This window comes from Anabaena azotica FACHB-119 (assembly GCF_014697625.1).
In the GTDB taxonomy this organism is placed as follows: domain Bacteria; phylum Cyanobacteriota; class Cyanobacteriia; order Cyanobacteriales; family Nostocaceae; genus Trichormus; species Trichormus azoticus_A.
The window spans coordinates 158,281-181,891 of the sequence record NZ_JACJSG010000005.1 but is presented as its reverse complement, the minus strand read 5'-3'; the positions used below and the strand labels follow the sequence as shown (position 1 = coordinate 181,891).

Here is a 23,611-nt window from a genome sequence, read left to right as displayed (position 1 = left end):
TCTTTGAGAAAGCACTCTTAGGACTTACGCAAGTGTCATAATTGGTGGTTGGTGCGTGACGCTACAAGTCTCATGACTACGTTCAAATATTATCGCTCCTCACACACCCTACAGAAAAAATATGCCAGTTGCGTAAGTTCTAACTAAGTAACAGATATCGACTTCAACCCCTGATTTCTACTAATGACGTAAATATTCCCAAAAGCTCAACTCTAGTAAATTGTATGTGATAAAAGTCACATTACATCAGTCATTAAGATTTACCAAATGGCTAATTGTGAAAGCCATAACCAAAATTAAATCTGGGGATAGGTTGTATGACATCCCTAGAATTATCGCCAGAAGTTTTGATTACTATTGCTGACGAAGCACTCTATGTAACCAAGAGACAGGGAAGAAATCGCACTGTAGTAAAAAAACATTACATAATAAAATCCCACACCCAGATAATTTTAGCCAATTTCGATAAATTCCTCACAACTTCCTCAAATTTATTCCATAAATTATGAGTGTAGACGAGTTAGCAGTCGTTGAAAAATTATTTCACAACTGCAATTACCGAATATTTTCATATTTGATGGCATTTACACAGATTTATTTTCCTCTATCACTAAAAATAAATTAATGAAACATTTTTTCTTAGTTTGTCAATTTTTAAAACAACCTTTATTGGCATCTACCACAGTTTTAAACCCTATTAAGTTTTTTCACAATTACTATATCCGCCAAAAACTGGAAAAATGTTGGAAATACGACTCAGTTAAACTACTAGAGCGATGTTGGCATCTTAATACAAGGCTAACCAAACCAGATTAATTGAAGTCAATTTAATTCCTATCAAACTCCTCAAAACTGACAACTCACTATTAAAAAGGTGATGACAATGGATACTGTCAGAAAAATTAATAATGAGTTAGCGATCGCCGGACAAATCACAGCAGAGCAGATCCAACAAATCACTGAAGATGGTTATAAATCAGTCCTGAACCTGCGATCGCCTGATGAAAAAGGGCTGTTAGATAATGAAAAATCTAAGCTAGAGTTTTTAGGCTTAGGCTATATTAATTTGCCTATAAAATTTGAAGAAATTAATCATCAAACTACACTGCAAATTTTACAAACAATTAACGAACTGCCTAAGCCTGTTCTGATTCATTGTGATAACTCCATCCGTTCATCAGTTATAGCACTTTTATACATCGCTACTAAACAAGGTATTACATTTGAAAAAGCTCTAGAATTAAGCAGCAATTTAGGGTTATTGTAATTCTGGCTCTTATTTTTCACTGTAGAGATTGGTATGCCAATCTCTACATCATTGATTTGATGCAAATTTATAGAGAATTGATATAGTAGGTGACAGGTGAGAGCTTTAAAAGCAGCTTGGTATATGGATTTTATGATTTATCTCTGTCCTAACCTATTAGGGGACTGCTATATCAGGAATTAGCTAATAGATAACTGGATAATAAACTCTGTCCCTTGCCCTGGAGTGGAATTAACCTCTATACTCCCACCATGTTTTTCAACTATAATTTGACGAGCGATCGCTAATCCTAAACCAGTTCCTTTACCTACAGGCTTAGTAGTAAACAAGTGATCAAAAATTTTCTCCTTCACTTCGGGATTCATCCCTACTCCATTATCTTGAATTTGGATTAACACAGCTTTTTGGGCTTCATCGAGCTTAGTCATGATAGTAATGCGATTGGGATTGGCTTTAATCTCATCTGAATTGCGTCCATTATTGGACTCTTCCAACGCATCAATAGCATTGGCTATCAAATTCATAAATACTTGACTAAGTTGACCAGGAAAACAATTGATGAGTGGGATATTGCCATAATTTTTGACAACTTCAATCGCTGGACGACTATATAAAGCTTTCAGACGGTGCTTGAGAATCAGAATGGTACTGTCGATAATTTCCGAGAGATTGCAAGGAATGGGTTTTTGGTTATCTGCTCTAGAAAAAGTACGCAAACTTATGCTCACATCATGAATACGTTTTATCCCCTCTTGCATCGAAGCAATTAAGTTAGGCAAGTCTTCTCGCAGATATTCTAAATCTACTTCTTGCACTTTTTCTTCAATTTCTACCACTGGTTGAGGATAATAGTTTTCATACAATTCAATTATATCTAATAAGTCCCGTACATAGTCACTCGCGTGTTTTAAATTGCCATTAATAAAACCTACAGGATTATTGATTTCATGTGCTATTCCTGATACCAAATTACCCAAAGTAGACATTTTTTCATTCTGCACTAATTGCAATTGCATTTGCTTCAGTTCAGACAGGGAAGATTCCAATTGTTTGGCATAGTTTTGGGCTTGCTGATAGAGTCGAGAATTTTCTAAAGAAATAGCAGCTTGAGATGTAATTAAATTCAAAATCTTGACGCGATCGCTAGTAAATGCACCTGCAACTAGTCTATTTTCTAAGTACAAAATTCCCATGCTTTTACCCTGGAATAAGATAGGGCTACATAATATTGATTTTGGTCTACGGCTTTGAATATAAGGAATTAATTGATATTTGGTTTCAGAGATAACATTATCTATTATGAGAACTTCTTGAGTTCTCGCAACATATTCAACTATGGAAGTTGGGATATCTTCACTAGCTGTCACCGGAATTGATTGCACTATAATCGAGGAGTTTTCTACAGTATTAATTGCTTCTATGAATAACTCATTATCCTTAAGTAAAATCAAACAACCTTTTTGAGCAGCAGCATTTTCAAGAATTATCCGTAAAAGCTTGTCTAGCAGTTTATCTAAAACTATCTCGCTGCTAATTGCTTGCGAAGCTTTGAGTACTGTAGCCAAATCTAAAACACCATTGTTGCTAGTTGTTGTTAACGAGTAACTGACTTTTGTTCCAGTAAAAGTTTTGTTTATATCTACTGTTGATGTCTTCACATCTTCACTACGGATAATTAAATTACTATAGCGTTCATCCAAGTCTTGTACTTTTGCTATAGCTCCCCAACGAATATAACCATAGTAAGCTTCAGTCATGTAAATTTTGGCAATTTTTTCTTTACCCAAATCTATATAAAACTTGGCTGCTAGTTCATTTGCTAAAGCTTCTTCTTGGATATAACCATTTTTCTTAGCTCCTGCAATAGCACTGTCATATAAATCTGTTGCTACTTGCACTTTACCCAATACTCTTGCTTTTTCCGCTTCCACTAGCTCATATTTATGCAAAAAGTTACATGGTGCATATCTTGCCCATTTTCTCATTTGCTTCTGGTTAGTTGCTACTTGTTTTAAATATTGCTTTTTCTGCAGTGGTGAAGCTTGATTACAGAGTGCAGTCATTGCGAGAGAATAATAAAAGTTGTTAACTACATAAATCAGAAATCCTACGCTATCTGCATGAGTTTTTTCTACTAAAATTGCATTTTCTATCGCTATTTCATATTCTTCAAATATATAATATATTATGGTTTTACAACCATAATATAAACCTTTAAAAGAATTGTTTTTTACTACTTCTGATGCCATTGTATTTTCATCAAAAGCCTCACCGATTAAGGTAGATTTTTTTAATGACCTTGCCAGTAAATTTAAAGCTGCTTGTCTGAAAAAGCCTATAACTGCCGCTAAGGATTCAAGCTTTAGCTTTTGCATTAAATCTACATAGCTGGATATTTTCTGCTCTACCGTTTCTAAATTTTCTTCAGAAAACAAAGCATGGTAGCCTGCTACTACGGCACAATAACCAGCATTTTCAATATTTCCTAATTCTAATCCACTTTGCATCCCTTCTAAAAGTGACGCTATTGTATCTTTAAGAGGATCTTTATAAAATCTAATCGCTCCATTATGTACAAAATAAACGGTGGCTTTGAGTGAATTAGCTTTCATATTTGAAAGCAATTCAACAGCTAAATTTCCTAATTTATATCCTGTTACAAATTGGTTAAATTTGTCAGATAAAATAGTAGCGTAAGCTGCATAACCATAAGCAGAAACAGGTGAATTACCATATTTTATAGATAGCCTGACCATAGCCAATACAGCTAGTACAAATAGAAAAGATCCTGCTTGACTAGCAGCTGGAACAATTTGCAACAAAATTTGCATTGCTGCTAGTTTATTAAGATCAGACATTTCAGGTAGTAAAGCTAGGTCTTCTATAGGTTTACCTATTAATGTTACTTTTGTCTTAATTAAATCTGCTAAAACGTTTAATCTTGTGGGCTTTTCTGGTAATATAACTCCTAATTCTTTAAGAGCTTTTACACCAATCTCTAGAACTTTTGGCATTTGATTTTGCGCCATGTAAGTTAACATTTTTACTTCGTATAACTTAACTTTGTCCAAAATACTATTTGCTTGCTGTAGTGCCAAATCGCCTAAATTATGAGATTTATCGAAATTACCATTTAAATACTCTATTTCTGTAGCTTCAGTATATAAATTCAATGTTAAGTCATAGTATTGCTGCCAACTATCTGCTGTCAAAAGTTCTAACCCTATATTCAAATATCTCGCAGCAGTATCATAAGCAGTGGCTGCTTTAGCTTTTTTACTAGCAAAAAGATTAAGTTGTGCTAGTTCAATTTTTTCAGATTCTTCAGTCAAGATATCTAAACCAACATTCAATTGATTAACAATATCTAAAATATTCTCTGTCAGTGATTCAGCAGATGTTTGTTTTAGTAATAACCGACCTATCTGTAAGTGAGTTCCTTGTTTTTGGTTCTCTGGAATCAATGAATAAGCAGCTTGCTGAATGCGATCGTGTAAAAATTTATAACTAATTTGCTGGGAATCAAAAGTTAGTTTAACAGATTCCTCATGTTCAAAAACTAAAGGAATACGGTAAGCATCACTCAAAGGCAAAATTAAGCCACATTGCAATGCAGAGTAAAGTTCACTTGCGGTATTTGCCGGAGATTTGCCCGCAACAATAGATAAAATATCTAGAGAAAATCTATTACCAATACAAGCTGCTAGTTTTAATATTTCTTGGGTAACTGTTGGCAAGCTTTCAATTCTGCCGGCAATTAACTCTATGATACTTTTATCAATAATTCCAATTGTTTTGATTTTTTCTATGTCCCATTGCCATAAAGCATTTTTAAAGTCAAATTCAAAGATTTTTTTCTGATATATTATGAGTAATAGCTGCGTTAGAAAAAATGGATTACCTGCTGTTTTATTATAAAGTAAATCTACTAGTAAGTTGATTTTTTGGGATTTTCCATGCAGTGCATCAGAAATGATTTGATAAAAATCTTCAAAAGCAAGAGCTTGTAAAACAATGTTAATAACAGGAATGTTGTTATTCTTAATATCTTCGATTGTTTGCATTAAAGGATGTGTAATGCTAACTTCATTATCTCGATAAGCGCCAATTAAGAGTAAATATTTAGTATTACGGTCACTAATTAGCAGTTGGATTAATTTTAAAGTAGCTGAATCTGCCCATTGTAAGTCATCTAGAAAAATGACTAAAGGATGCTCCTTTTTAGCAAAGACGCGAATAAAGTCTATAAAAATACGATTGAAGCGGTTTTGTGATTCTGTTGAACTTAATTGAACTACTGCTGGTTGTTTACCTATGACCAATTCCACTTCTGGAATTACATCAATGATCACTTGCCCTTGTGACTGCACAGCCGCTAAGATTTGATTACGCCATATTTTCAACTTTAGAGCATCTTCTGTGAGCAATTGCCGCATTAATGAACTAAAAGCTTGAATCAAAGAGGCGTAGGGAACATTACGTTGAAATTGGTCAAATTTACCACTAATAAAAAAACCTTTGGCGTGAGTGATGGGTTTATTGACTTCATTCACTACGGAAGATTTACCAATTCCTGAATAGCCCGAAACTAAGATAAGTTCACGGTTTCCTTGACTAACTCGCTCAAAAGCTTCTAAAAGTGAATTAACTTGAGTTTCTCTACCGTAAAGCTTTTGCGGAATGAGCAACTGGCTTAAAATATCTAAACGACCAGGTATAAAATCACTGATTTTACCTGTGGTTTCTAACTGTTTCTGGCAGATTTCCAAATCAGCTAAAAGTCCTTTAGCTGTTTGGTAGCGGTCTTCAGCATTTTTCGCCATCAGTTTCTTAACCACAGACGAAATAGCACTAGGAATTTCTGGGTTTAATATTTCAATGTCTGTAGGTTCTTTAGCAATATGACAGTAAACTAGCTCTAGGGGTTCAGAGCTTTGAAAAGGTAATTGCCCAGTTAGGATTTGATAGAAAGTAACCCCAAGGGAATAAAAGTCACTGCGATAGTCAAGGTTACGGTTCATTCTCCCGGTTTGTTCCGGGGACATATAAGCCAAAGTACCTTCTAGTTGGTTGGGGTTAGTTAGTTGGGGTATTTCTTGATCGAGGCGTGAGGCAATACTAAAATCAGTCAGCTTGACAACCCCAGTTTTTGGGTTAATTATAATATTAGCAGGTTTAATATCTTTATGAATAATATGACAACTGTGTACAGATACTAGAGTATGTGCAAGTTGAACGGCAATTTTGATAAAACTCTTTAAATCTTGTTTGCCTTGAATCAGCAGTTCTTTGAGAGAATAGCCATCAAAGTCTTCAAATACGATCGCTAGACGATTTTCGTGGCTCTCTAATTTTAATACTTTGACAACACCCGTTAAATCCAGGTTCTCTGTAATTTTATATTCATGCCGCAGACGAGCGATCGCTTCTATCGAAGGATAATCTGTTTTCAGAACTTTCAGGATGACAGATTGTTGGTCAACTTGCGACTTAGCCCGATAAATAACTGTATCATCTCCTTCATGGAGCATTTCGTTGAGGTAATAGCCGGAAATTGCGTCAGATGTCAACATTACTATCATCCTTCTGAGTTAAAAGAAAATTCTGTGTATTTATAATGCCCAAATTACTCTCCTAAACTCTCAAGAAACATAAGGGTGTAGGGGTGTACGGGTGTAGGGGTAAACCCCTGTGTTTCTGGAAACTAAATAAGCTAGGGTTTAAACACATCTGAGGGCAAAATTTGATTTAACAGTGAACAGTTATCACCTAGTAAAAAAGGAAAGAAGCAGCAAGGACACAGCCCTCGCCACCTCTTCCCCAAATAAGCTGAGAAACATCTAGTTTACATATTCAAATTAGATTCAAGTCTTGTGGGAGCAACCCTGCATTCGGTCGCCAGACTTGTAGCAACTGGCGTGAGGCATCTTGCCCGCCTTAGTTATGCAAATTAAATGTGAACAGCTGATTATGATAGATAACAGAACTTAACCATATTTTCTTCTTAAGGCCTAAACCTAGATAAGTTGGAAGTCCCATAATTTAGGACTGTTGGATTTTGCACTCGTCTGGTAGAGAAATTTCTATCAAAACTCGGTAAATACAGTCTCATTAGTTCCTTGTGAATTCGTGAACAGGAAATACCAGAACCTTGAAGAGCGTCAAGAGTATTATCTATTCTGGATCTAGGAGTACGATGGTGTACTTCCATTATAGTGCTGCGGTCTTGATATACTTTCTCTTGGAAGAAAGAGATCAATGGAAATAAGGGATTAGTTATGGGCAAACTAGAGAGCGCATTCAACCAGTTTTTAGGTGATATTTTTTGTAAAGGATAGCCTAACTCTCTAAAACACTCAAATATCTCTACATTGCTTAATTCCTGCTCTTTAGGCACAACGATATTGTAATTGCCGCCTGTGTACTTGGCATTAGAGGAAATATGGGCGATGACGGCAGCAACATAGTCCACTGGTACAGGAGTCCAATATTTTTCGGGCCAGTCTGGATACATACCCATTTCCATACAACCACTAACATAGCGGTAGAAGGTGTCGTTAAGGTTAGCAACTCCTGTTTGCCTGTGTCCAGAAATAAAGCCTGGACGGTAAATAGAGACGGCTAATCCTTTTTCTTGTGCCGATCTGACCATGCGTTCAGCCGCCCATTTTGAGCGTACATAGCCGCTCTCCATGCCTATAATTGGTAGACTCAAATCAATATCAAAATCTTCCACCACCTCATGAATACCTAATAATGAAGTTAATGCTCCATAAACAGACATGGTGGATACATAATGCAGTGTTTTGTGACGACGATGCGCGGCTAAAGCCAAAATATTCGCAGTCCCCTGTAGATTGGGTTTTTTAATGAGCGAATAGGGTTTGATATAACTAGTTTCAGCAGCTACATGATAGATTTGGTCAACTTCCTCAGCTAGCTTGTCAAATAATGGCTTTGGTAGTTGCAACTGTGGTTGTTGGATATCTCCAGTAATGACATCTATCTGCGTCAGTCTTGTTGTCGGTAGTTGATATTTAGTAAAAGTTGCACGCAACCTTTTCATTGCATCTGTATGACTTTCCGCCCGTACCAAGCAATAAATCTGACGATAGCAGCCTTTTGCCAGCAGTTCATCAAGCAAGTGTGCGCCAAGAAAACCTGTTGCGCCTGTAATTAATGCACAGTCATACTTAGCTTGTGGTGGTTGTTGCCAAATAGATGTATCCAAATCAGAGGAAAGTTCAGCTTCTGCTTGTAAGTCAATATGCCTATCACTAACTGTTATTTCGCTTTTGAGTGTCAACTGCTCTAACAATTGTGCTAAACCTGATGGTGTAGGATATTCATAGATTATGCGAGAAGGAAGAGTGACACTAAAATCACGAGCAACTGCATATAAGATATGAGCTATGCACAGTGAACTGCCGCCCATCTCAAAGAAATTAGTGTGAGCCTTGCAAGTTCCGCTAGGCAACTCTAACGCTTCATCAAAAATTGCCGCTATTTTCAGAGAGTTATTCGTCGCATCAGTTGGGAAATATGGTGTTTGGAGAAGTTCTGGTAAAGCCTTTCGGTCTACTTTACTGCGATTTGGTAATAAGGGTAATTCATCTAGGAAAACAAAACGTGTAGGCACCATGTAATCTGGTAGTTGTTCTGCGGCAAAGCGTTGCAGATGCTTTTCTGTCACAAACTTTCCGGCCTTGGGAACGATATATGCAACAAGCATCGATACGCCATAATTTTCCGGCAGATTACTAGTTTCTATTCTTTTAGTTCTAATTGCCTTGACTGCGTTTGTCTGTACGCTAGGATGCTGGGCAAGTATCATTTCAATTGCTTCTATTTCTATACGCTTGCCCCGAATTTTGATCTGATTATCATATCTACCAACATAGTGTAACAGTCCAGGTTCATGCGGATCTTCGTAAACAATATCACCCGTTTTGTATATTTTGCCCTCACCAAAAGGGTTGTCTACAAAACGAGTATTTGTAAGCTCAGGTTTATCTAAATAGCCTTGGCTTACCCCCATACCACCTACATACAACTCGCCTTTTTCACCAGGATGGCAAAGCTGAAGTTCTTCATCTAGAACGTACAGTTCTACATTTGGCAGCGCATAACCAATAGGGAGACTGATATCCTGTGGCTGAAATTCGTATATTGTGCAACAAACTGTTACTTCTGTTGGCCCATAGGCATTGAAAAAGCGGGTTTGGGGTGATACCCAGGCTTTGGCAAGGGATATGGGACAAGCTTCACCACCTACAACTACCGTTTGTAAATCAGCTAACTGATGGCGAAAAGATGTTAACGTTGCTAGTACAGAAGGGGGTAAAGTTACCCAATTAACTCTGTGTTTAGTGAGAAAGTTTGCTAAAACTTGCCCTGGAAGCATCTGTTCTCTTGCACCCAGTATCAATGTTCCGCCACCACATAATGCTGTGAATATTTCCCACACTGCTGCATCAAAACTAATGGAGGCAAACTGAAGTAAACGTAAGCCCGGTTTGATATTAAAAGTATGACAACTAGTCTGAGCCAGATTTCGTAAACCTCGATGGGTAAGCATTACACCCTTTGGTACACCTGTAGAGCCAGAGGTATAGATAATGTAAGCCAGTTGCTCAGGCTCTACTACTGGAGGTAATGCAGAGTCTGTAGTTACACTTTGCCAGACAGTGGGGCTGTCTACAAAACACATATGTCCATCACAACCACTCTGTCGCATCGCTGGCTCAATATCAAAAGCAAACTTTTGTTGTGTCAGAATTGTGGTTAATTTAGCATCAGTAATCATGTAACTGAGTCGCTGGCTGGGTAAGTCTGGATCAAGTGGCACAAAAGCTGCTCCTGCTTTTAAAATGGCATAGATAGCAATAATCATTTCAAAAGAAGGTTCTATACATAGTCCCACTAAACTGTTAGATTTGAGCCAACCCTGTGCGGTTAAGTACTGAAATAACTGTTCTGCACGCTGCTGTAATTCACCGTAAGTAAACTGCTGGTCTTCTATAACTACTGCTAGCTCATTATGATATTTTTGACAAACAATATCGATTAAAGAAACAACTGTTTGAGGCTTTTGTAAATCTTGAACGTTCATGTAATGACAGATGGGAATTTGATTACTAAAATGTGAAGTTACAGGTAGAAAAGTAGCAATGAGAACAATCAAATTTCTGGCAGAAGCTACAGAATACTGCACAGCAATGCAAAGCCATCTCTTTTTCACCAAAGGCATTTACCCAATGCAGAGTAGGTTCAAAAGAGAATAAAAAGAGGATTGACAAATTAGTTATTTCCTAATTTGCATAGAAAATTAATTACATAAGTCATTAAGTTTTTTTATGAAACTAGTTAATGATTTTTGCAGATTTTTTTTAACTATCTAGATATCAATCAAAATCTTTAACTTTTTTAAACAACTATCATAAACACTTATGTAGAAATGTTTAAGTATTGTTCAAAAGAAACTTCCCTGTTATTTCTCACTCAACAAATGTTTGAGTTAAGGCTTCATAATCTGTTTAATTTAACGAAATATTTTTTAATAAAAAAAATATTTTAATTCTTAAATTCACAGTAATATTACTTAATTAGTCTAATAATAGTAAACATCATTCAATAATGATGTTAATTGCTGTACTTTAAATTATAGCGTTTTTCAATCTAGTGAGGTGAATTTTTAAAACTACTTGTTTTGATATAAAAGGTTTGGCGTTGCAGAATAGAAATATGAATTAGCCGGGCTACGTCCCACTTCTCTAAGAGACGCTACGCGAACGCTAACATACAAAGACGCAAAGGTGCGAAGAATTAAGAAGGATATTTTTGGCTTTTCATACTCTGATTGAGCAACGCCAACAAACTAACTGTAGGGTGCGTCAGCCCCCATAATTTCGTATACATTCTGTGGATGTTCCACATCTGACGCACCCTACCCCAACTGCCAGTTGCGTAAGTCCTGACCAATTAAAGCAACCATATGGTGAATAATTAGCCGGACTTGATCTAACTACGTTTCCAACAACCTTTTAGAGCAACTTGTCAGGGGTAATAGGTAAATCACGGATGCGTTTACCTGTAGCATGATAAATAGCGTTAGCGATCGCAGATGAAACTCCTGTAATTCCCACTTCACCTACACCACGCGCCCCGCCTGGGTTGAAGTTAATATCGGGTTCACCGACGAAGGTTACTTGAATGCGGGGGATGTCTGCATGGGCAGGATAGTGATAGGTAGCTAAGTCGTAAACTACAGGGTAGCCGATATTGGGATCAAAATGGCATTCTTCCATGAGAGCTTGACCAATTCCCATAATTACGCCACCACGTACCTGAGAAGCGGCTGTTTTGGCATTGATGACTTTGCCAATGTCCATTACCGATACCCAGCGTGTTACCTGTAGTCGTCCAATTTCTTCATCTATGCTGACTTCACAAAAATGTGCGCCCCAAGATTGAAAAGCCCACTTCTTGGCTTCATCACCAGGTGCAGAGGAAGCTGTAGCTTCAAATGCTGCTCTCCCAGACTGACGCAGATTAGCCAAAGCTTCTGTTGCTGTCTTCGCTTGAGCATTGTTGAGGACTTGGGTACAGGCTGACATCACAGCCGGGACAAGGGATGCTGTCATTTGGGAACCACCAGCTAAACCACCATCAGGTAATAAGGAGTCGCCCAGTTCTACCTTTACCCGTTCCACTGGTAAACCGAGAACTTCGGCGGCTGTAGCAGCCACCACAGTGTAAGCACCAGTCCCCATGTCATTCCCAGAGGTGAGGATGTGGGCTGTACCGTCTGGTAATAGTCGGGCTTTAACTGTGGCTCTACCTCTCATTCCAGGGAAGGTAGCCGCCGCCATCCCCCAACCTATGAGTTTACCGTCACGGGTGAGCGATCGCACTTGTTTTGGTCTATCTTGCCAACCAAATTGTTCAGCACCTACTCGCAAACAGTCAGCAAAATGCTTGGCTGAAAATGGCAAGTTTTTGCGTTGATGTTCCTTTGTTTCATTTTTGAGCCGCAATTCCACAGGATCAAGCTTCAGTTGCCAAGCTAATTCATCCATTGCCGACTCTAACGCCCACATACCGGGATTTTCCCCAGGCGCACGCATAAAGGTGGGTGTACCGACATTCAGCACTGCCAGTTCTTGCTGGAGTCGCATATTTGGTACAGCATACATAACTGGGGTGATACCAGTACAAGGTTCGGTAAACTCATCTACAGGGGAAGTAGCGGATTTCGCTTCATGGTCAATCACTATTAGTTTGCCATCAGCAGTTGCGCCTAAACGCAGAATTTGTTCAGTTTCCGAGCGATGTCCACTGTTGGCTGTCATTTGCCGCCGACTCAGGACAACTTTTAGTGGACGTTTGATTTGCCGCGCTACCGCTACTGCTAAAATACCGTGAGGCCAGGGGAAAGCTTTGCAACCAAAGGCTCCACCAAGGAAGGGCGTAACTACCCTTACTCGCTCTGAGGGTAGGCCAAACAGTTCTGCATAGGTGCGCCCAGTCCCCATTACCCATTGACTAGGCTCATATATTGTGACTGAGTCGTTATCTGGCCAATGGGCAATAATAGCGTGGGGTTCCATCGGCGTGTGCAGTTCCGTGGAAGTCTTGTAGCTAGCTTCAATTTTGGCTGAAGCACTAGCGAAGCCTGCGATATTGCCTTGCTCAAACTTAAATTCTTCGCCAAATGCTGGTGGTGCTTCTTGATAGGTGGCTTTTTTAGCATCTACCAATGGTTTTTGGACTGTATATTCCACCTTCACCAAATGGGCGGCATCACGGGCTTGCTCGAAGGTATCTGCTACTACCAAGCCAATAATTTGTCCGCCATAGTGAACTTTGTTATCTGACAACGGCAACCGCGCCTCATAGATTTTTGAGGTGACAAAGTTGTTGCTGGGCTTAAATATCTTGGGCGAGTTTTTGTGAGTAAATACGGCAATTACCCCTGATGTCTTTTCTGCGGCACTGGTATCTATACTTTTAATTTGACCATTGGCAATAGTGGCAGTAATTAGATAACCATGAACCAAACCGGGAATTTGATGTTCTGCGGCGTAGGTGGCTGTGCCTGTCACCTTGGCTAGACCATCTTTGCGGTTAACACCAGTTCCAATGACTTTATTCATACTACCCCGCCTCCTTTGGCAGAAACCGTGAGTGCGCGACGAATTGCCCGTTTGGCTAATTCTACTTTGTATCCGTTGTGGCTTTGAGGTTTGGCTGGCTGCAAAGCGATTTCTGCCGCCTGTTGGAAGGTGTTAGCGTTAGCTGGTTTGCCAATTAAAAATTTTTCGGCTTCTGTTGGTCGCCAAGGCTTGTGGGCAACGCCACCCATCGCTAAACGGACATTTTCAATCCGTTCACCTGCCAACTCCAGCGCCGCCGCTACGGAAACTAATGCAAAGGCATAAGAAGTGCGATCGCGTAACTTCAAATAAACTCCCGATTTGGCAAAGGGTACTGGCGGTAAAATCACAGAGGTAATTAACTCCCCTGGCTCTAAATTGGTATCTCGTTGCGGTGTGTTTCCAGGTAGCCGATGAAACTCTGTAAATGGAATTTGCCTTTGTCCTTTGGAACCTGCAACTTCAACCACTGCATCCAAAGCAGCCAGAGCAACATTCATATCAGAAGGGTTAACTGCTATACACTGGTCGCTAGCTCCCAAGATGGCGTGCATCCGATTGATGCCCGTGGCGGCTGGGCAACCTTGCCCTGGTTGTCGTTTATTACAAGCAAAGGCAGTATCGTAATAGTAGGGGCAACGGGTACGTTGTAATAAATTACCGCCGACAGTGGCAACATTACGAATTTGTTGTGATGCGCCCGCAAGGATGGCACGGGCTAATATGGGGTAATCTCGGCGGATATCGACATTATCTGCCACTGCTGTATTGCTGACTAATGCTCCTATACGTAAACCACCGTTAGACAGCCGCTCAATGCGCTTCATCTCTAGGCGAGAAATATCGATCAGTTGCGATGGCTCATCTAAAAAAACTTTCAAGCGGTCTACCAGATTTGTGCCACCTGCGATAAATATGGCATCGTCATCTGCTGTAGCCTTCTGTATAGCTTCTTTGACGGAGGTGGCGCGGGTGTAGGTAAAGTTTCTCATGCCCTTGTCTCCTCTGGTTCGCTGAATATCAAATTGGCAAGCGGCGAGGGTGGGTTTTGTCCTGCTACCTGCTGCACTGCGGCAACAATACCGTTGTATGCACTGCATCGGCAAAGATTGCCACTCAGTCGTTCTTTGATTTCCGCTTCTGAGAGTTCAGCCAGTTGTGGCGGACGAGTTAAATCTGGGGTGACAACACTAGCGCAGCCGCGTTTGATTTCATCAAGTAAGGCCACTGAGGCACAAATTTGTCCAGGTGTACAATAACCACATTGAAAACCATCGTTTTCGATAAAGGCCGCCTGTACTGGATGCAGAGTATCGCCCTTTGCTAACCCTTCTATGGTGACAATTTCTTTTCCTTCCTGCATCACAGCTAAGGCTAGGCAAGAATAAACACGCTCACCATCAATTAATACTGTACAAGCTCCACATTGTCCATGATCGCATCCTTTTTTGCTGCCTACCAATCCCAGGCGATCGCGCAACGCATCTAGGAGTGTCACACGCGGCTCAATTGTCAGACTTTGCTGTTTACCATTTACATTCAATGTGACTTGCATATTGTCTTTAGCCATCTGAGAGCTGTCTTGTGCATTGCTGGTCTGATTGAGTAATGAAGGCGCTGCTATGGCTGTACCTGCTGCGGTTAGTGCTTGTCCTAAAAACCCCCGCCGCGATGTTTTTCCCCTGCCTTTTCTATCATGTTCCATATGTTATCCCCCTGGAGTAACAGGGCTTTAATTGTAGAAATGCGAAAATTTGATTCCTTTTTATCTTGCGGATTAGGTTACACAATAGATTTTAACTAAATAAATTTTTATTTCTTGGTAAGAATTTTAATTTTTATTACTTACATAAAAAGTCCGATAAAAATATTTATTTTATTACTAAAGCAGCTTGTTATTTTCTAATAAATGTGCATATTATAATATTGACTATGATAAACAAAATCAATATTGTTTGATCTGGAGAAAATATTTTTAACTGTCCCAATAATTTCGTACACATTCAATGATTTTCCACATCTGACGCACCCTACCCAACTGCCAGTTGTGTAAGTCCTGACCTAGTTAAAAGCTGCTGAATTGAAAAATCTGGCGATAAAATATTTCGGGAATTGTGCAATAACTATATGAACGAGTTACAGCAGATTTTACAAGCATTTACATATAGCCAAAAGTCGGGACAGCGTACTGCTTTAGCAACTGTAGTACAAACAAGTGGCTCAGTCTATCGCCGAAGAGGGGCGCGGATGCTACTGCTGGAAGATGGACAGATGATTAGTGCCATTAGCGGTGGCTGTTTAGAAGGCGATGTGTTTGAACGGGCGCAGTCGCTCATGTTTGATGGCGGTGAACCGATGGTAGTAAGATATGACACTACATCGGGTGAAGACATTGTGTTTGGTTTTGGTTTGGGATGTAATGGAGTGGTCGATGTTTTGATTGAATCGCTCAACAATGAAGCGCCTGCGGGTCAGATGTCTTTCATTGAGGATTGTTTGCAGTCTGGGCAAGTAGGAGCGATCGCCACTGTTTTTCGAGTAGAGGGAGTGTCAGATGTGACAATTGGCTCTCGATTGATGTTGAAATGGGATGGCAAGGTAATTAATGGGATTACCAACGCTGGCATTGCTCAAAAGCTAGAAAAAGACACTCGTGATATACTCCAAGAAAAACAAACTCGCGTACAAACTTATACCTTAAATAAAGGTCGAGTTGATGTATTGATTGAAGTAATTCAGCCATTAGTACCACTGCTAGTATTTGGCTCAGGGTATGACGTGATTCCTGTGGTGCAGTTGGCGAAACATCTGGGTTGGCACATTACCGTCATTGACGACCGACCAGGGTATCTCACGAGCGATCGCTTCCCCCAAGCTGACCAAATCCTCTGGTGTGAATCCGACCATCCCCAATCATACCAACATTTGCTGACACCGCAAACTGTAGCAGTTGTCATGACACATCGTTATCTGAGCGACCTAGCATTTCTCAAAACTCTGATTCCTTCGCCAGTGCGTTACCTGGGAGTATTAGGCCCAAAACGGCGGATGCAGAAATTATGGGATGATCTGTCCGCAGAAAATATCATTCCCACATCTGCACAAGCACAACGAATTTATAACCCTGTAGGACTAGATATCGCTGCGGAAACACCTCCAGAAATTGCCCTATCCATCGTGGCAGAAATTCAAGCTGTGATTGGCGGACGTAGAGGTAACTTTTTACGCGATCGCCCAGGCTCAATCCATTCTCCCCAAGAGCAACCATGTCTAACATTGGCATTATAATTCTCGCAGCAGGCGCATCCAAACGCCTTGGACAACCCAAACAGCTCTTAACTTACCAAGGTAAATCACTAATTCAACAGATCACCAAGGTAGCAATTGATTCACAGTGCCGACCCATCGTCGTCGTCTTAGGTGCTGGGGCGGAAATGATTGAGCCTCATCTGATAAATTTAGATATCCACATCGTTTACAACCAACATTGGTCAACAGGTATGGCTAGTTCCATTCGGTGTGGACTAAATGCGATTGGGGCGATCGCACCTGACATAGAAGCAATCATACTCATGTTGTGTGACCAACCTTTTGTGTCTCTCAACCTGATCAATCAACTGATTGGAGAATATCAAACCACACAATCTCCTATAGTCGCCTCAGAATACGGTGGTATCCAGGGAGTTCCCGCCCTATTTCACAAAACGTTATTTTCAGAACTAGCAACCCTCCAGGGTGATATCGGTGCGAGAAAAACCATTCGTCAGCATTCTTCCAGATGTTCCAGCATTCCATTTTCTCAAGGAGTTATTGATATAGATACCCTTGAGGATTATGAACAACTTCCAGAACATGGGAATGCGATCGCTAAGTGCAAATAATGTCCCCAATGACTCAAGGTTTTTGTGTGATGAATTATTCATTAAATATTTAAATAACTTAATAATAGTAAAAATACTGATGTAAGTAAAAAAATTCCGTATTTAAATTAACTTGAATGTTCCCTCGTCTGAAACCACACCATTGGAGCCATACCACACACACTTTGTGCTAGTTCCTGGCTCAGATTGGGGTGATGAGTCACCTTGGTTGGCTCAAATCGCTAGTGTACTGGCAAGTGAAGCGCCATCGGTAGCAGTGCTAGTCAATGGTGGGGAGATTGCTAAAAAGAATGTATCAGAGAACTTCAAAGCTAAACGGCCAGTACTGGCTATGGCTGGCAGTGGGCGATTAGCTGATACATTAGCCACCGCATTGCGTGGGGAAAAATTTGATGATCTGGCTAGAGAATTAGTAGCTATTGGGCTATTGCAGGCAATTGACCTCAAAGAGAGTTTTGAGGGACTGACTCAATTGATTAATGAAATGTTTTCTGCCCAAAACTGAACTTATCGGAATTTATCTAAAAATCACAAGGAGTTTGATATGTCTTATATTGACAAAGCGAACAAGAAAACTGGGCCTTATAAACTTCTAGCTCTTGATGGGGGTGGTATCCGTGGGCTGATTACTCTTCAAGTGTTAGCGAAAATTGAAGAGACATTGCGCCAACAGTTGGGACGTGATGAGAACTTTGTTTTAGCAGATTACTTTGATTACATCGCAGGTACAAGTACAGGTGCAATCATTGCCACTGCCCTTTCCAAGGGAATGTCTGTAGCCGAGATTCAAGAATTCTATGACAAGACTGGTAAGGATATGTTTGACACTCGTTTTGATATCCTCACCTTTCTAAATTTCCTCTCTTATAGGTACAATGATACAAACCTTGCAACACAACTCAAGGAAGTATTTGGAGAAAACACAAGATTCGGTAGCCAAGAGCTGAAAACTCTCTTGATGCTTGTCATGCGTAATGCGAACACAGACTCGCCCTGGCCCCTCTCCAATAACCCTAAAGCTAAATTCAACCAAGGGAAAGACTCTAACTTAGACCTTCCCCTGTGGCAGCTTGTTCGAGCCAGTACTGCCGCGCCAACATTCTTTCCCCCAGAGACAATTAAAATAGGTAAGAAAGAGTTTGTCTTCGTCGATGGCGGTGTGACCCCCTACAATAACCCAGCCTTCCAACTCTTCCTCATGGCCACTCTTGAACCCTACCAATTGATGTGGCCCGCAGGTGAGGACAATATGCTTTTAGTGTCTGTCGGTACTGGCATAACTCCTAACATCAATGAAGTAAAAGCCAAGGAGATGTGGACATTGTATAACGCTCAAAATCTTCCGCTTGCACTGATGCTTGCTAGTCAGTACCAACAGGATTTTCTGTGTCGTATTTTCGGCAAGTGTTTGTTAGGCGATATCATTGACACGGAAGTAGGCGATCTACTACAAACAAAAGGGCCTCTAGAATCAAAGCTGTTCACCTACTTGCGCTATGACGTGGAATTGACTCGTAAAGGATTGAATAAGTTAGGCTTGGATGATATCAAAGTAGAAAATGTCCAAAAAATGGATTCAGTGGAACATACAAAAGATTTAAAACGGATAGGACAAGCGATCGCCAAAACAGTACAACCAGAGCATTTTAGTAATTTCCTAGACTCACCAACTCCTGTGGCCACAGTAAGTTAAGGAGTTCCATAAAAATAAATCCCCAAGTTCCTGCTTGTGCATGGGCGTAGCCTTTACATCGTTCCCTTGTGAATTTGTTGGCGTAGTCGAATACTCGTTTTCATCAGTCAGCCCAATTTTTGTGTGTAAGACCTCGGCGGTGATTCAGTTTAATCAGACGGGGATTTATTTACTAATCAGTGCTTAACCGAGCTTGTAATATTTCTGCACTCACAAAACTTACGTAACTGCAAATTCATTTTCTGGAGAATACATCCTACTGTATGTGGCAGTTGCGTAAGTCCTAACTAATTAACCAGGGCTAGCAACTAATGACTGAATTTTTCGATGCTTTCATATCTTACGGACGAGCTGATAGTAAAGCCTTAGCCACAAAACTTCAATCTCGCTTAGATGAACATGGATTAAAAGTTTGGTTTGACTTTAATGATATTCCCCTTGGTGTAGATTTCCAGAATCAAATTGATGATGGAATTGAAAAAGCAAATCACTTTGTGTTTATCATTGCGCCACATTCGGTAAATTCAGAATACTGTCGTAAAGAAATTGAGTTAGCCATTAAGCGCAATAAGCGCATTATCCCAGTGCTACACGTGATGCAAATTAGTCGGGAAACTTGGCAGCAAAGAAACCCGAATGGCACAGAAGATGATTGGCAAGCTTATAAAGCCAAAGGGTTGCATGAAAGCTACCAGAATATGCACCCGAAAATTCGCGCTTTAAACTGGGTGTATTTTGAAGAAGATAAAAATGATTTTGAAAAATCCTTAGCAGATTTAATTAAATTACTCGAATCTCACGCTGATTATGTCCAGCCGCATACAAAATTTTTAGCCAAAGCGTTGGAGTGGGAGAGAAATCAAAAGCAAACAAGCTACCTGTTAGTTGGGGAAGAAATACAGCAGTCTCAAACTTGGCTGCAAAGACGTTTTAAAGATGAACAACCGCCTTGTATTCCCACCGATTTACATTGCGAATACATCACTGAAAGTATTAAGAATGCAAATAACTTGATGACTCAGGTGTTCTTATCCTATTCGGATAAGGATAGAGAGATAATGGAGAAAATTCGCAATAGTTTGCGGCGAGAGAACATTACGGTTTGGACGAATACGACAGATATTAAAACCGGGGAAGAATTTAAGGAAGCGATTAACCGTGGGATTGAACAAGCGGATAATGTAGTTTATCTGCTTTCCCCTGATGCAGTCAACTCTACTTACTGTCAGCAAGAATTAGACTATGCTTTGTCGTTGAACAAGCGAATTATCCCCTTACTAGTGCGAGAAACTGGGCCAGCGCAGGTTCCGCCAGCACTGCGAGATTTGCAATATATAGACCTCACAGACAACGTAAAAGAAGAAGATTACCACCTCGACCAAAGTCAACTTTTAAGGATTTTGCATGAGGATGCAGCTTATTACAACGAGCATAAAATTCTCTTAACTAAAGCCTTGAACTGGCAGCGACAGCAAAATAATCCTAGCATTTTGTTGCGGGGGTATAACTTGCGGAGTGCGGAAACTTGGTTAAAGGTAGCGCAGAAAAGAACAGAGCATCCACCCACAGCTTTACAAGAAGAATATATTAATGAAAGTTTACAGCAACCGCCATTAGAATCGCTGGATGTATTTATTTCCTATTCCCGTGCTGACGCAGACTTGGCGAGAAAGCTGAATGATGCTTTACAGACACAAGGGAAAACGACATGGTTTGACCAGGAAAGTATTGCATCGGGGAGTGATTTTCAAGAAGAGATTTGTCGGGGGATTAAAACCTGTGATAATTTTTTGTTTATTATCTCACCGCGATCGGTTAATTCGCCTTACTGTAAAGATGAAGTAGCTTATGCTAGTTCCTTAAATAAACGCTTTGTCACTTTGTTGCATCAGCAGGTAGATACAGCAGTTTTACATCCAGATTTAGCTAAGGTGCAGTGGATTGATTTTAATCAGAATGACAGAGATTTTAATGCTAACTTTAATCAATTAATTAGAACCCTGGATACTGACAGAGAACACGTCCACAGTCATAGCAAATGGTTGCAGAGGGCGTTGGAGTGGGAGCAAAATAATAGAAATGATGACTTATTGTTACGAGGTAGTGAATTTTTAATTGCTCAAAGTTGGTTGGAGAAAACTGAACAACAAAACAAAAAGCCAGCCGCGACTTCCTTGCACAAGGAGTTTATCGAGGTAAGTAAAAAGGCGATCGCAGCAGCAAAGGAAGAAGAACAAAAGCGACAAGCCGAAATGCTGCGTTTGCAGTCAGAGAGAGCGCAGGAAGCTGAAGCAAGACTAGCAGAACAGAAAAAAAGTGCTAAACGGCAAAAGTTCTTTCTTGTTAGTATTAGTATGGCATTGGTAGCTGCTGTTGCCTTTTGGTTGTCAGATCAAAGAGCAAAGACAGAGGCAGAAAATGCTCAAAAAGAGCAACTTAATTCTGTAAGTAAATTTTCCTTGTCACTGTCGAATCAAAAGTTCAAGTTTGATGCCATGCTTGAAGCTATTAAAGCAGGGAGCAAACTACAATATTTTGGAAAAAATACAATCTCCTCCGAAACTCAAAGCCTAATTTTAACAGCGTTGCAGGCGGCAGTTTACGGAAATGCCTTCAGAGAGCAAAATCGCTTAACAAAACATAATGGTACAGTTTTTAGTGTTAGTTTTAGCCCTGATAATCAGATGATTGCTACAGCAAGTGGAGATGGGAAGATCAAACTTTGGAGTCTTCATGGTAAGAACATCCTTACTATAAATTTGGGCGAAAATAGCAATGTCTACAGCGTCAGTTTTAGTCCTGATGGGAATACTATTGCCTCTGGTGACGGGGACAATAACGTTAAACTGTGGAACAAGGAAGGAAAGTTTCTCAAAACCCTCCCAGGTCATAATGCTGTAGTCAGGAGCGTAGTTTGGAGTCCCGATGGCAATATAATTGCCTCTGCCAGTGATGATAGCACTGTGAAACTGTGGAACAAACAAGGGCAGCCCATCCGAACACTCAAAGGTCATACAAACGCAGTTACGAGTGTCAGCTTCAGCCCCGACAGTCAGACAATAGCCACGGCTAGCAGGGATGGGAAAATTATTCTCTGGACGCTTGATGGTAAACAATCTAATATTTTTCAATCATTGAACTGTTGCCAAAAAAGTCACTCTCCTGTTAACAGTGTCAGTTTTAGTCCTGATGGGAATATGATTGTTTCGGGTCATGAGGACAGTACTGTTAAACTGTGGAGCAAGGAGAGTAAGTCTCCCCAAACCCTGATAGGTCATAATTCTAGAGTCAGGAGCGTAGTTTGGAGTCCCGACGGCAATATGATTGCCTCTGGCAGTGATGACAGTACTGTTAAACTGTGGAATAAGAATGGTCAGCTTATTAACACCCTTAGTGGTCATCAGGCTTCAATTAGGAGTGTCAACTTTAGCCATGACGGTGAGACTATTGCCACTACCAGTGAGGACAATACCGTTAGACTGTGGAGAAAAGCAGGTAAGAAACTGCAAATTATTCCAGGGAATGAAGCGGTGTGGAGTATGGCTTGGAGTCCCGATGGAAAAACGATCGCCTTTGGTGGTCAAGATAACACTGTCAAACTCTGTGATCAATCGAGGAAATGTACTGTTATCCTCAAGCATAATAATGCAGTCTCTAGCATCAGTTTTAGTCCTGATGGCAATACCATTGCTTCTGCCAGTAGAGACAGTACCATCCAACTCTGGTACAAAGATGGTAAACCACCCAAGACCCTTGAGGGACATAAAGGTACAGTGTGGAGTGTAGCTTGGAGTCCTGATGGCAATATCCTGGCTTCTGGTGGTCAAGATCAGACTGTCAAACTCTGGTACAAGGATGGTAAACCACCCAAGACCCTTGAGGGACATAAAGGTACAGTGTGGAGTGTAGCTTGGAGTGCCGATGGCAATATCCTGGCCTCTGGTAGTCAAGATCAGACTGTCAAACTCTGGAACAAGGATGGTCAACTACTCAATAACCTTACGGGACATAGTGGTGATGTTGCTAGCGTTAGTTTCAGCGCAGACGGTAAAATGCTTGCTTCTGGTAGTAATGATAATACTGTTAAGCTATGGAGTAAAGAGGACAACTTCCAAAAACCCAAAACCCTCAATGGACATAAAAGTGAGGTTTTCAGCATCTCTTTTAGCCCTGACGGAAATATTATTGCTTCTGCTAGTAAAGACAATACCATCCAACTCTGGAACAAAGATGGGCAGCAACTCCAAACCTTGTTTGCACATAATAACTGGGTGAGTAGCGTTGGGTTCAGTCCTGACGGCAGTACTTTGGCATCTGCTAGTTATGACACAAAAGTGATTCTGTGGAATTTAGCAGATTTACAGCTAGAAAAGCTCATGCAGGATGCTTGCAATCAATTGGGGGATTATTTGGAGTATAACGCCCCAGAAAAGGAAAAAGACCTCTGTAAGCCCCAAGACAAAAACACGTCTAAGTAGCACATATGGAGATTTTGAGTATTTTGACTGATTGACAAACAGTAAATTATTCTTATCGCACTTCTATGACAAATTACAACAGATAAATCCTGTAGAGACGTTGCAGGCAACGTCTCTACAACAACCAATAAATTGCA

12 protein-coding genes are annotated in these 23,611 nt (G+C 40.3%); 7 read left to right on the top strand and 5 right to left on the bottom strand.

Annotated features, from left to right (window positions below):
* Positions 1-317 precede the first annotated feature (317 nt).
* Positions 318-509 carry a hypothetical protein gene (locus H6G83_RS34940; protein ID WP_206758980.1) on the top strand — a complete coding sequence of 64 codons (192 nt, stop codon included), beginning with the start codon at positions 318-320 and terminating at the stop codon, positions 507-509.
* Positions 510-883: 374 nt separating this feature from the next.
* On the top strand, positions 884-1,267 hold the full coding sequence (locus H6G83_RS05265) for a beta-lactamase hydrolase domain-containing protein (RefSeq protein WP_190468022.1): 384 nt from the start codon (positions 884-886) through the stop codon (positions 1,265-1,267).
* 179 nt (positions 1,268-1,446) lie between these two features.
* On the opposite strand, the gene H6G83_RS05260 is transcribed toward H6G83_RS05265, so the two are convergent.
* The 5 genes from H6G83_RS05260 to H6G83_RS05240 all read right to left on the bottom strand — a co-directional run bounded on the left by H6G83_RS05260 (position 1,447) and on the right by H6G83_RS05240 (position 15,127).
* A complete protein-coding gene (locus tag H6G83_RS05260; protein WP_190468019.1) occupies positions 1,447-6,840 on the bottom strand; it encodes a trifunctional serine/threonine-protein kinase/ATP-binding protein/sensor histidine kinase in 5,394 nt (1,797 codons plus the stop codon).
* 431 nt (positions 6,841-7,271) lie between these two features.
* Positions 7,272-10,508, bottom strand: a complete 3,237-nt coding sequence (locus tag H6G83_RS05255; protein WP_313935184.1) for a non-ribosomal peptide synthetase — start codon at positions 10,506-10,508, stop codon at positions 7,272-7,274.
* 802 nt (positions 10,509-11,310) lie between these two features.
* Positions 11,311-13,422: a xanthine dehydrogenase family protein molybdopterin-binding subunit gene (locus H6G83_RS05250; protein ID WP_190468016.1), complete on the bottom strand. Its 2,112-nt coding sequence runs from the start codon at positions 13,420-13,422 to the stop codon at positions 11,311-11,313.
* Positions 13,419-14,414 (bottom strand): FAD binding domain-containing protein, encoded by a 996-nt coding sequence (locus H6G83_RS05245; RefSeq protein ID WP_190468013.1) that lies wholly within the window; start codon positions 14,412-14,414, stop codon positions 13,419-13,421. Before H6G83_RS05245 ends, H6G83_RS05250 begins: the two co-directional genes overlap by 4 nt.
* Entirely contained in the window at positions 14,411-15,127 is a 717-nt protein-coding gene (locus H6G83_RS05240; protein WP_190468010.1) for a 2Fe-2S iron-sulfur cluster-binding protein, read from the bottom strand. Before H6G83_RS05240 ends, H6G83_RS05245 begins: the two co-directional genes overlap by 4 nt.
* 422 nt (positions 15,128-15,549) lie before the next feature.
* Between H6G83_RS05240 and H6G83_RS05235 the strand changes: the two genes are divergently transcribed.
* From H6G83_RS05235 to H6G83_RS05215, 5 genes are all read left to right on the top strand, one after another.
* Positions 15,550-16,710 carry an XdhC family protein gene (locus tag H6G83_RS05235; RefSeq protein ID WP_190468008.1) on the top strand — a complete coding sequence of 387 codons (1,161 nt, stop codon included), beginning with the start codon at positions 15,550-15,552 and terminating at the stop codon, positions 16,708-16,710.
* Entirely contained in the window at positions 16,689-17,303 is a 615-nt protein-coding gene (locus tag H6G83_RS05230) for a nucleotidyltransferase family protein (RefSeq protein ID WP_190468006.1), read from the top strand. The genes H6G83_RS05235 and H6G83_RS05230 overlap by 22 nt, the downstream gene beginning before the upstream one ends.
* 112 nt (positions 17,304-17,415) lie before the next feature.
* The gene (locus H6G83_RS05225) at positions 17,416-17,808 is read left to right on the top strand and encodes a hypothetical protein (protein ID WP_190468002.1); all 393 of its coding nucleotides are present in this window, start codon (positions 17,416-17,418) and stop codon (positions 17,806-17,808) included.
* 39 nt (positions 17,809-17,847) lie between these two features.
* The gene (locus tag H6G83_RS05220) at positions 17,848-18,996 is read left to right on the top strand and encodes a patatin-like phospholipase family protein (protein ID WP_190467989.1); all 1,149 of its coding nucleotides are present in this window, start codon (positions 17,848-17,850) and stop codon (positions 18,994-18,996) included.
* A 311-nt stretch (positions 18,997-19,307) separates the two neighbouring features.
* Positions 19,308-23,474 (top strand): TIR domain-containing protein, encoded by a 4,167-nt coding sequence (locus H6G83_RS05215; RefSeq protein ID WP_190467986.1) that lies wholly within the window; start codon positions 19,308-19,310, stop codon positions 23,472-23,474.
* Positions 23,475-23,611 lie beyond the last annotated feature (137 nt).

What these genes read in the sequence shown, in the direction of transcription:
- H6G83_RS34940 (WP_206758980.1), top strand. Translation starts at nt 318, where the DNA reads ATGACATCCCTAGAATTATCGCCAGAAGTTTTGATTACTATTGCTGAC.
- H6G83_RS05235 (WP_190468008.1), top strand. Translation starts at nt 15,550, where the DNA reads ATGAACGAGTTACAGCAGATTTTACAAGCATTTACATATAGCCAAAAG.
- H6G83_RS05245 (WP_190468013.1), bottom strand. Translation starts at nt 14,414, where the DNA reads ATGAGAAACTTTACCTACACCCGCGCCACCTCCGTCAAAGAAGCTATA.
- H6G83_RS05260 (WP_190468019.1), bottom strand. Translation starts at nt 6,840, where the DNA reads ATGTTGACATCTGACGCAATTTCCGGCTATTACCTCAACGAAATGCTC.
- H6G83_RS05265 (WP_190468022.1), top strand. Translation starts at nt 884, where the DNA reads ATGGATACTGTCAGAAAAATTAATAATGAGTTAGCGATCGCCGGACAA.
- H6G83_RS05230 (WP_190468006.1), top strand. Translation starts at nt 16,689, where the DNA reads ATGTCTAACATTGGCATTATAATTCTCGCAGCAGGCGCATCCAAACGC.
- H6G83_RS05220 (WP_190467989.1), top strand. Translation starts at nt 17,848, where the DNA reads ATGTCTTATATTGACAAAGCGAACAAGAAAACTGGGCCTTATAAACTT.
- H6G83_RS05250 (WP_190468016.1), bottom strand. Translation starts at nt 13,422, where the DNA reads ATGAATAAAGTCATTGGAACTGGTGTTAACCGCAAAGATGGTCTAGCC.
- H6G83_RS05240 (WP_190468010.1), bottom strand. Translation starts at nt 15,127, where the DNA reads ATGGAACATGATAGAAAAGGCAGGGGAAAAACATCGCGGCGGGGGTTT.
- H6G83_RS05215 (WP_190467986.1), top strand. Translation starts at nt 19,308, where the DNA reads ATGACTGAATTTTTCGATGCTTTCATATCTTACGGACGAGCTGATAGT.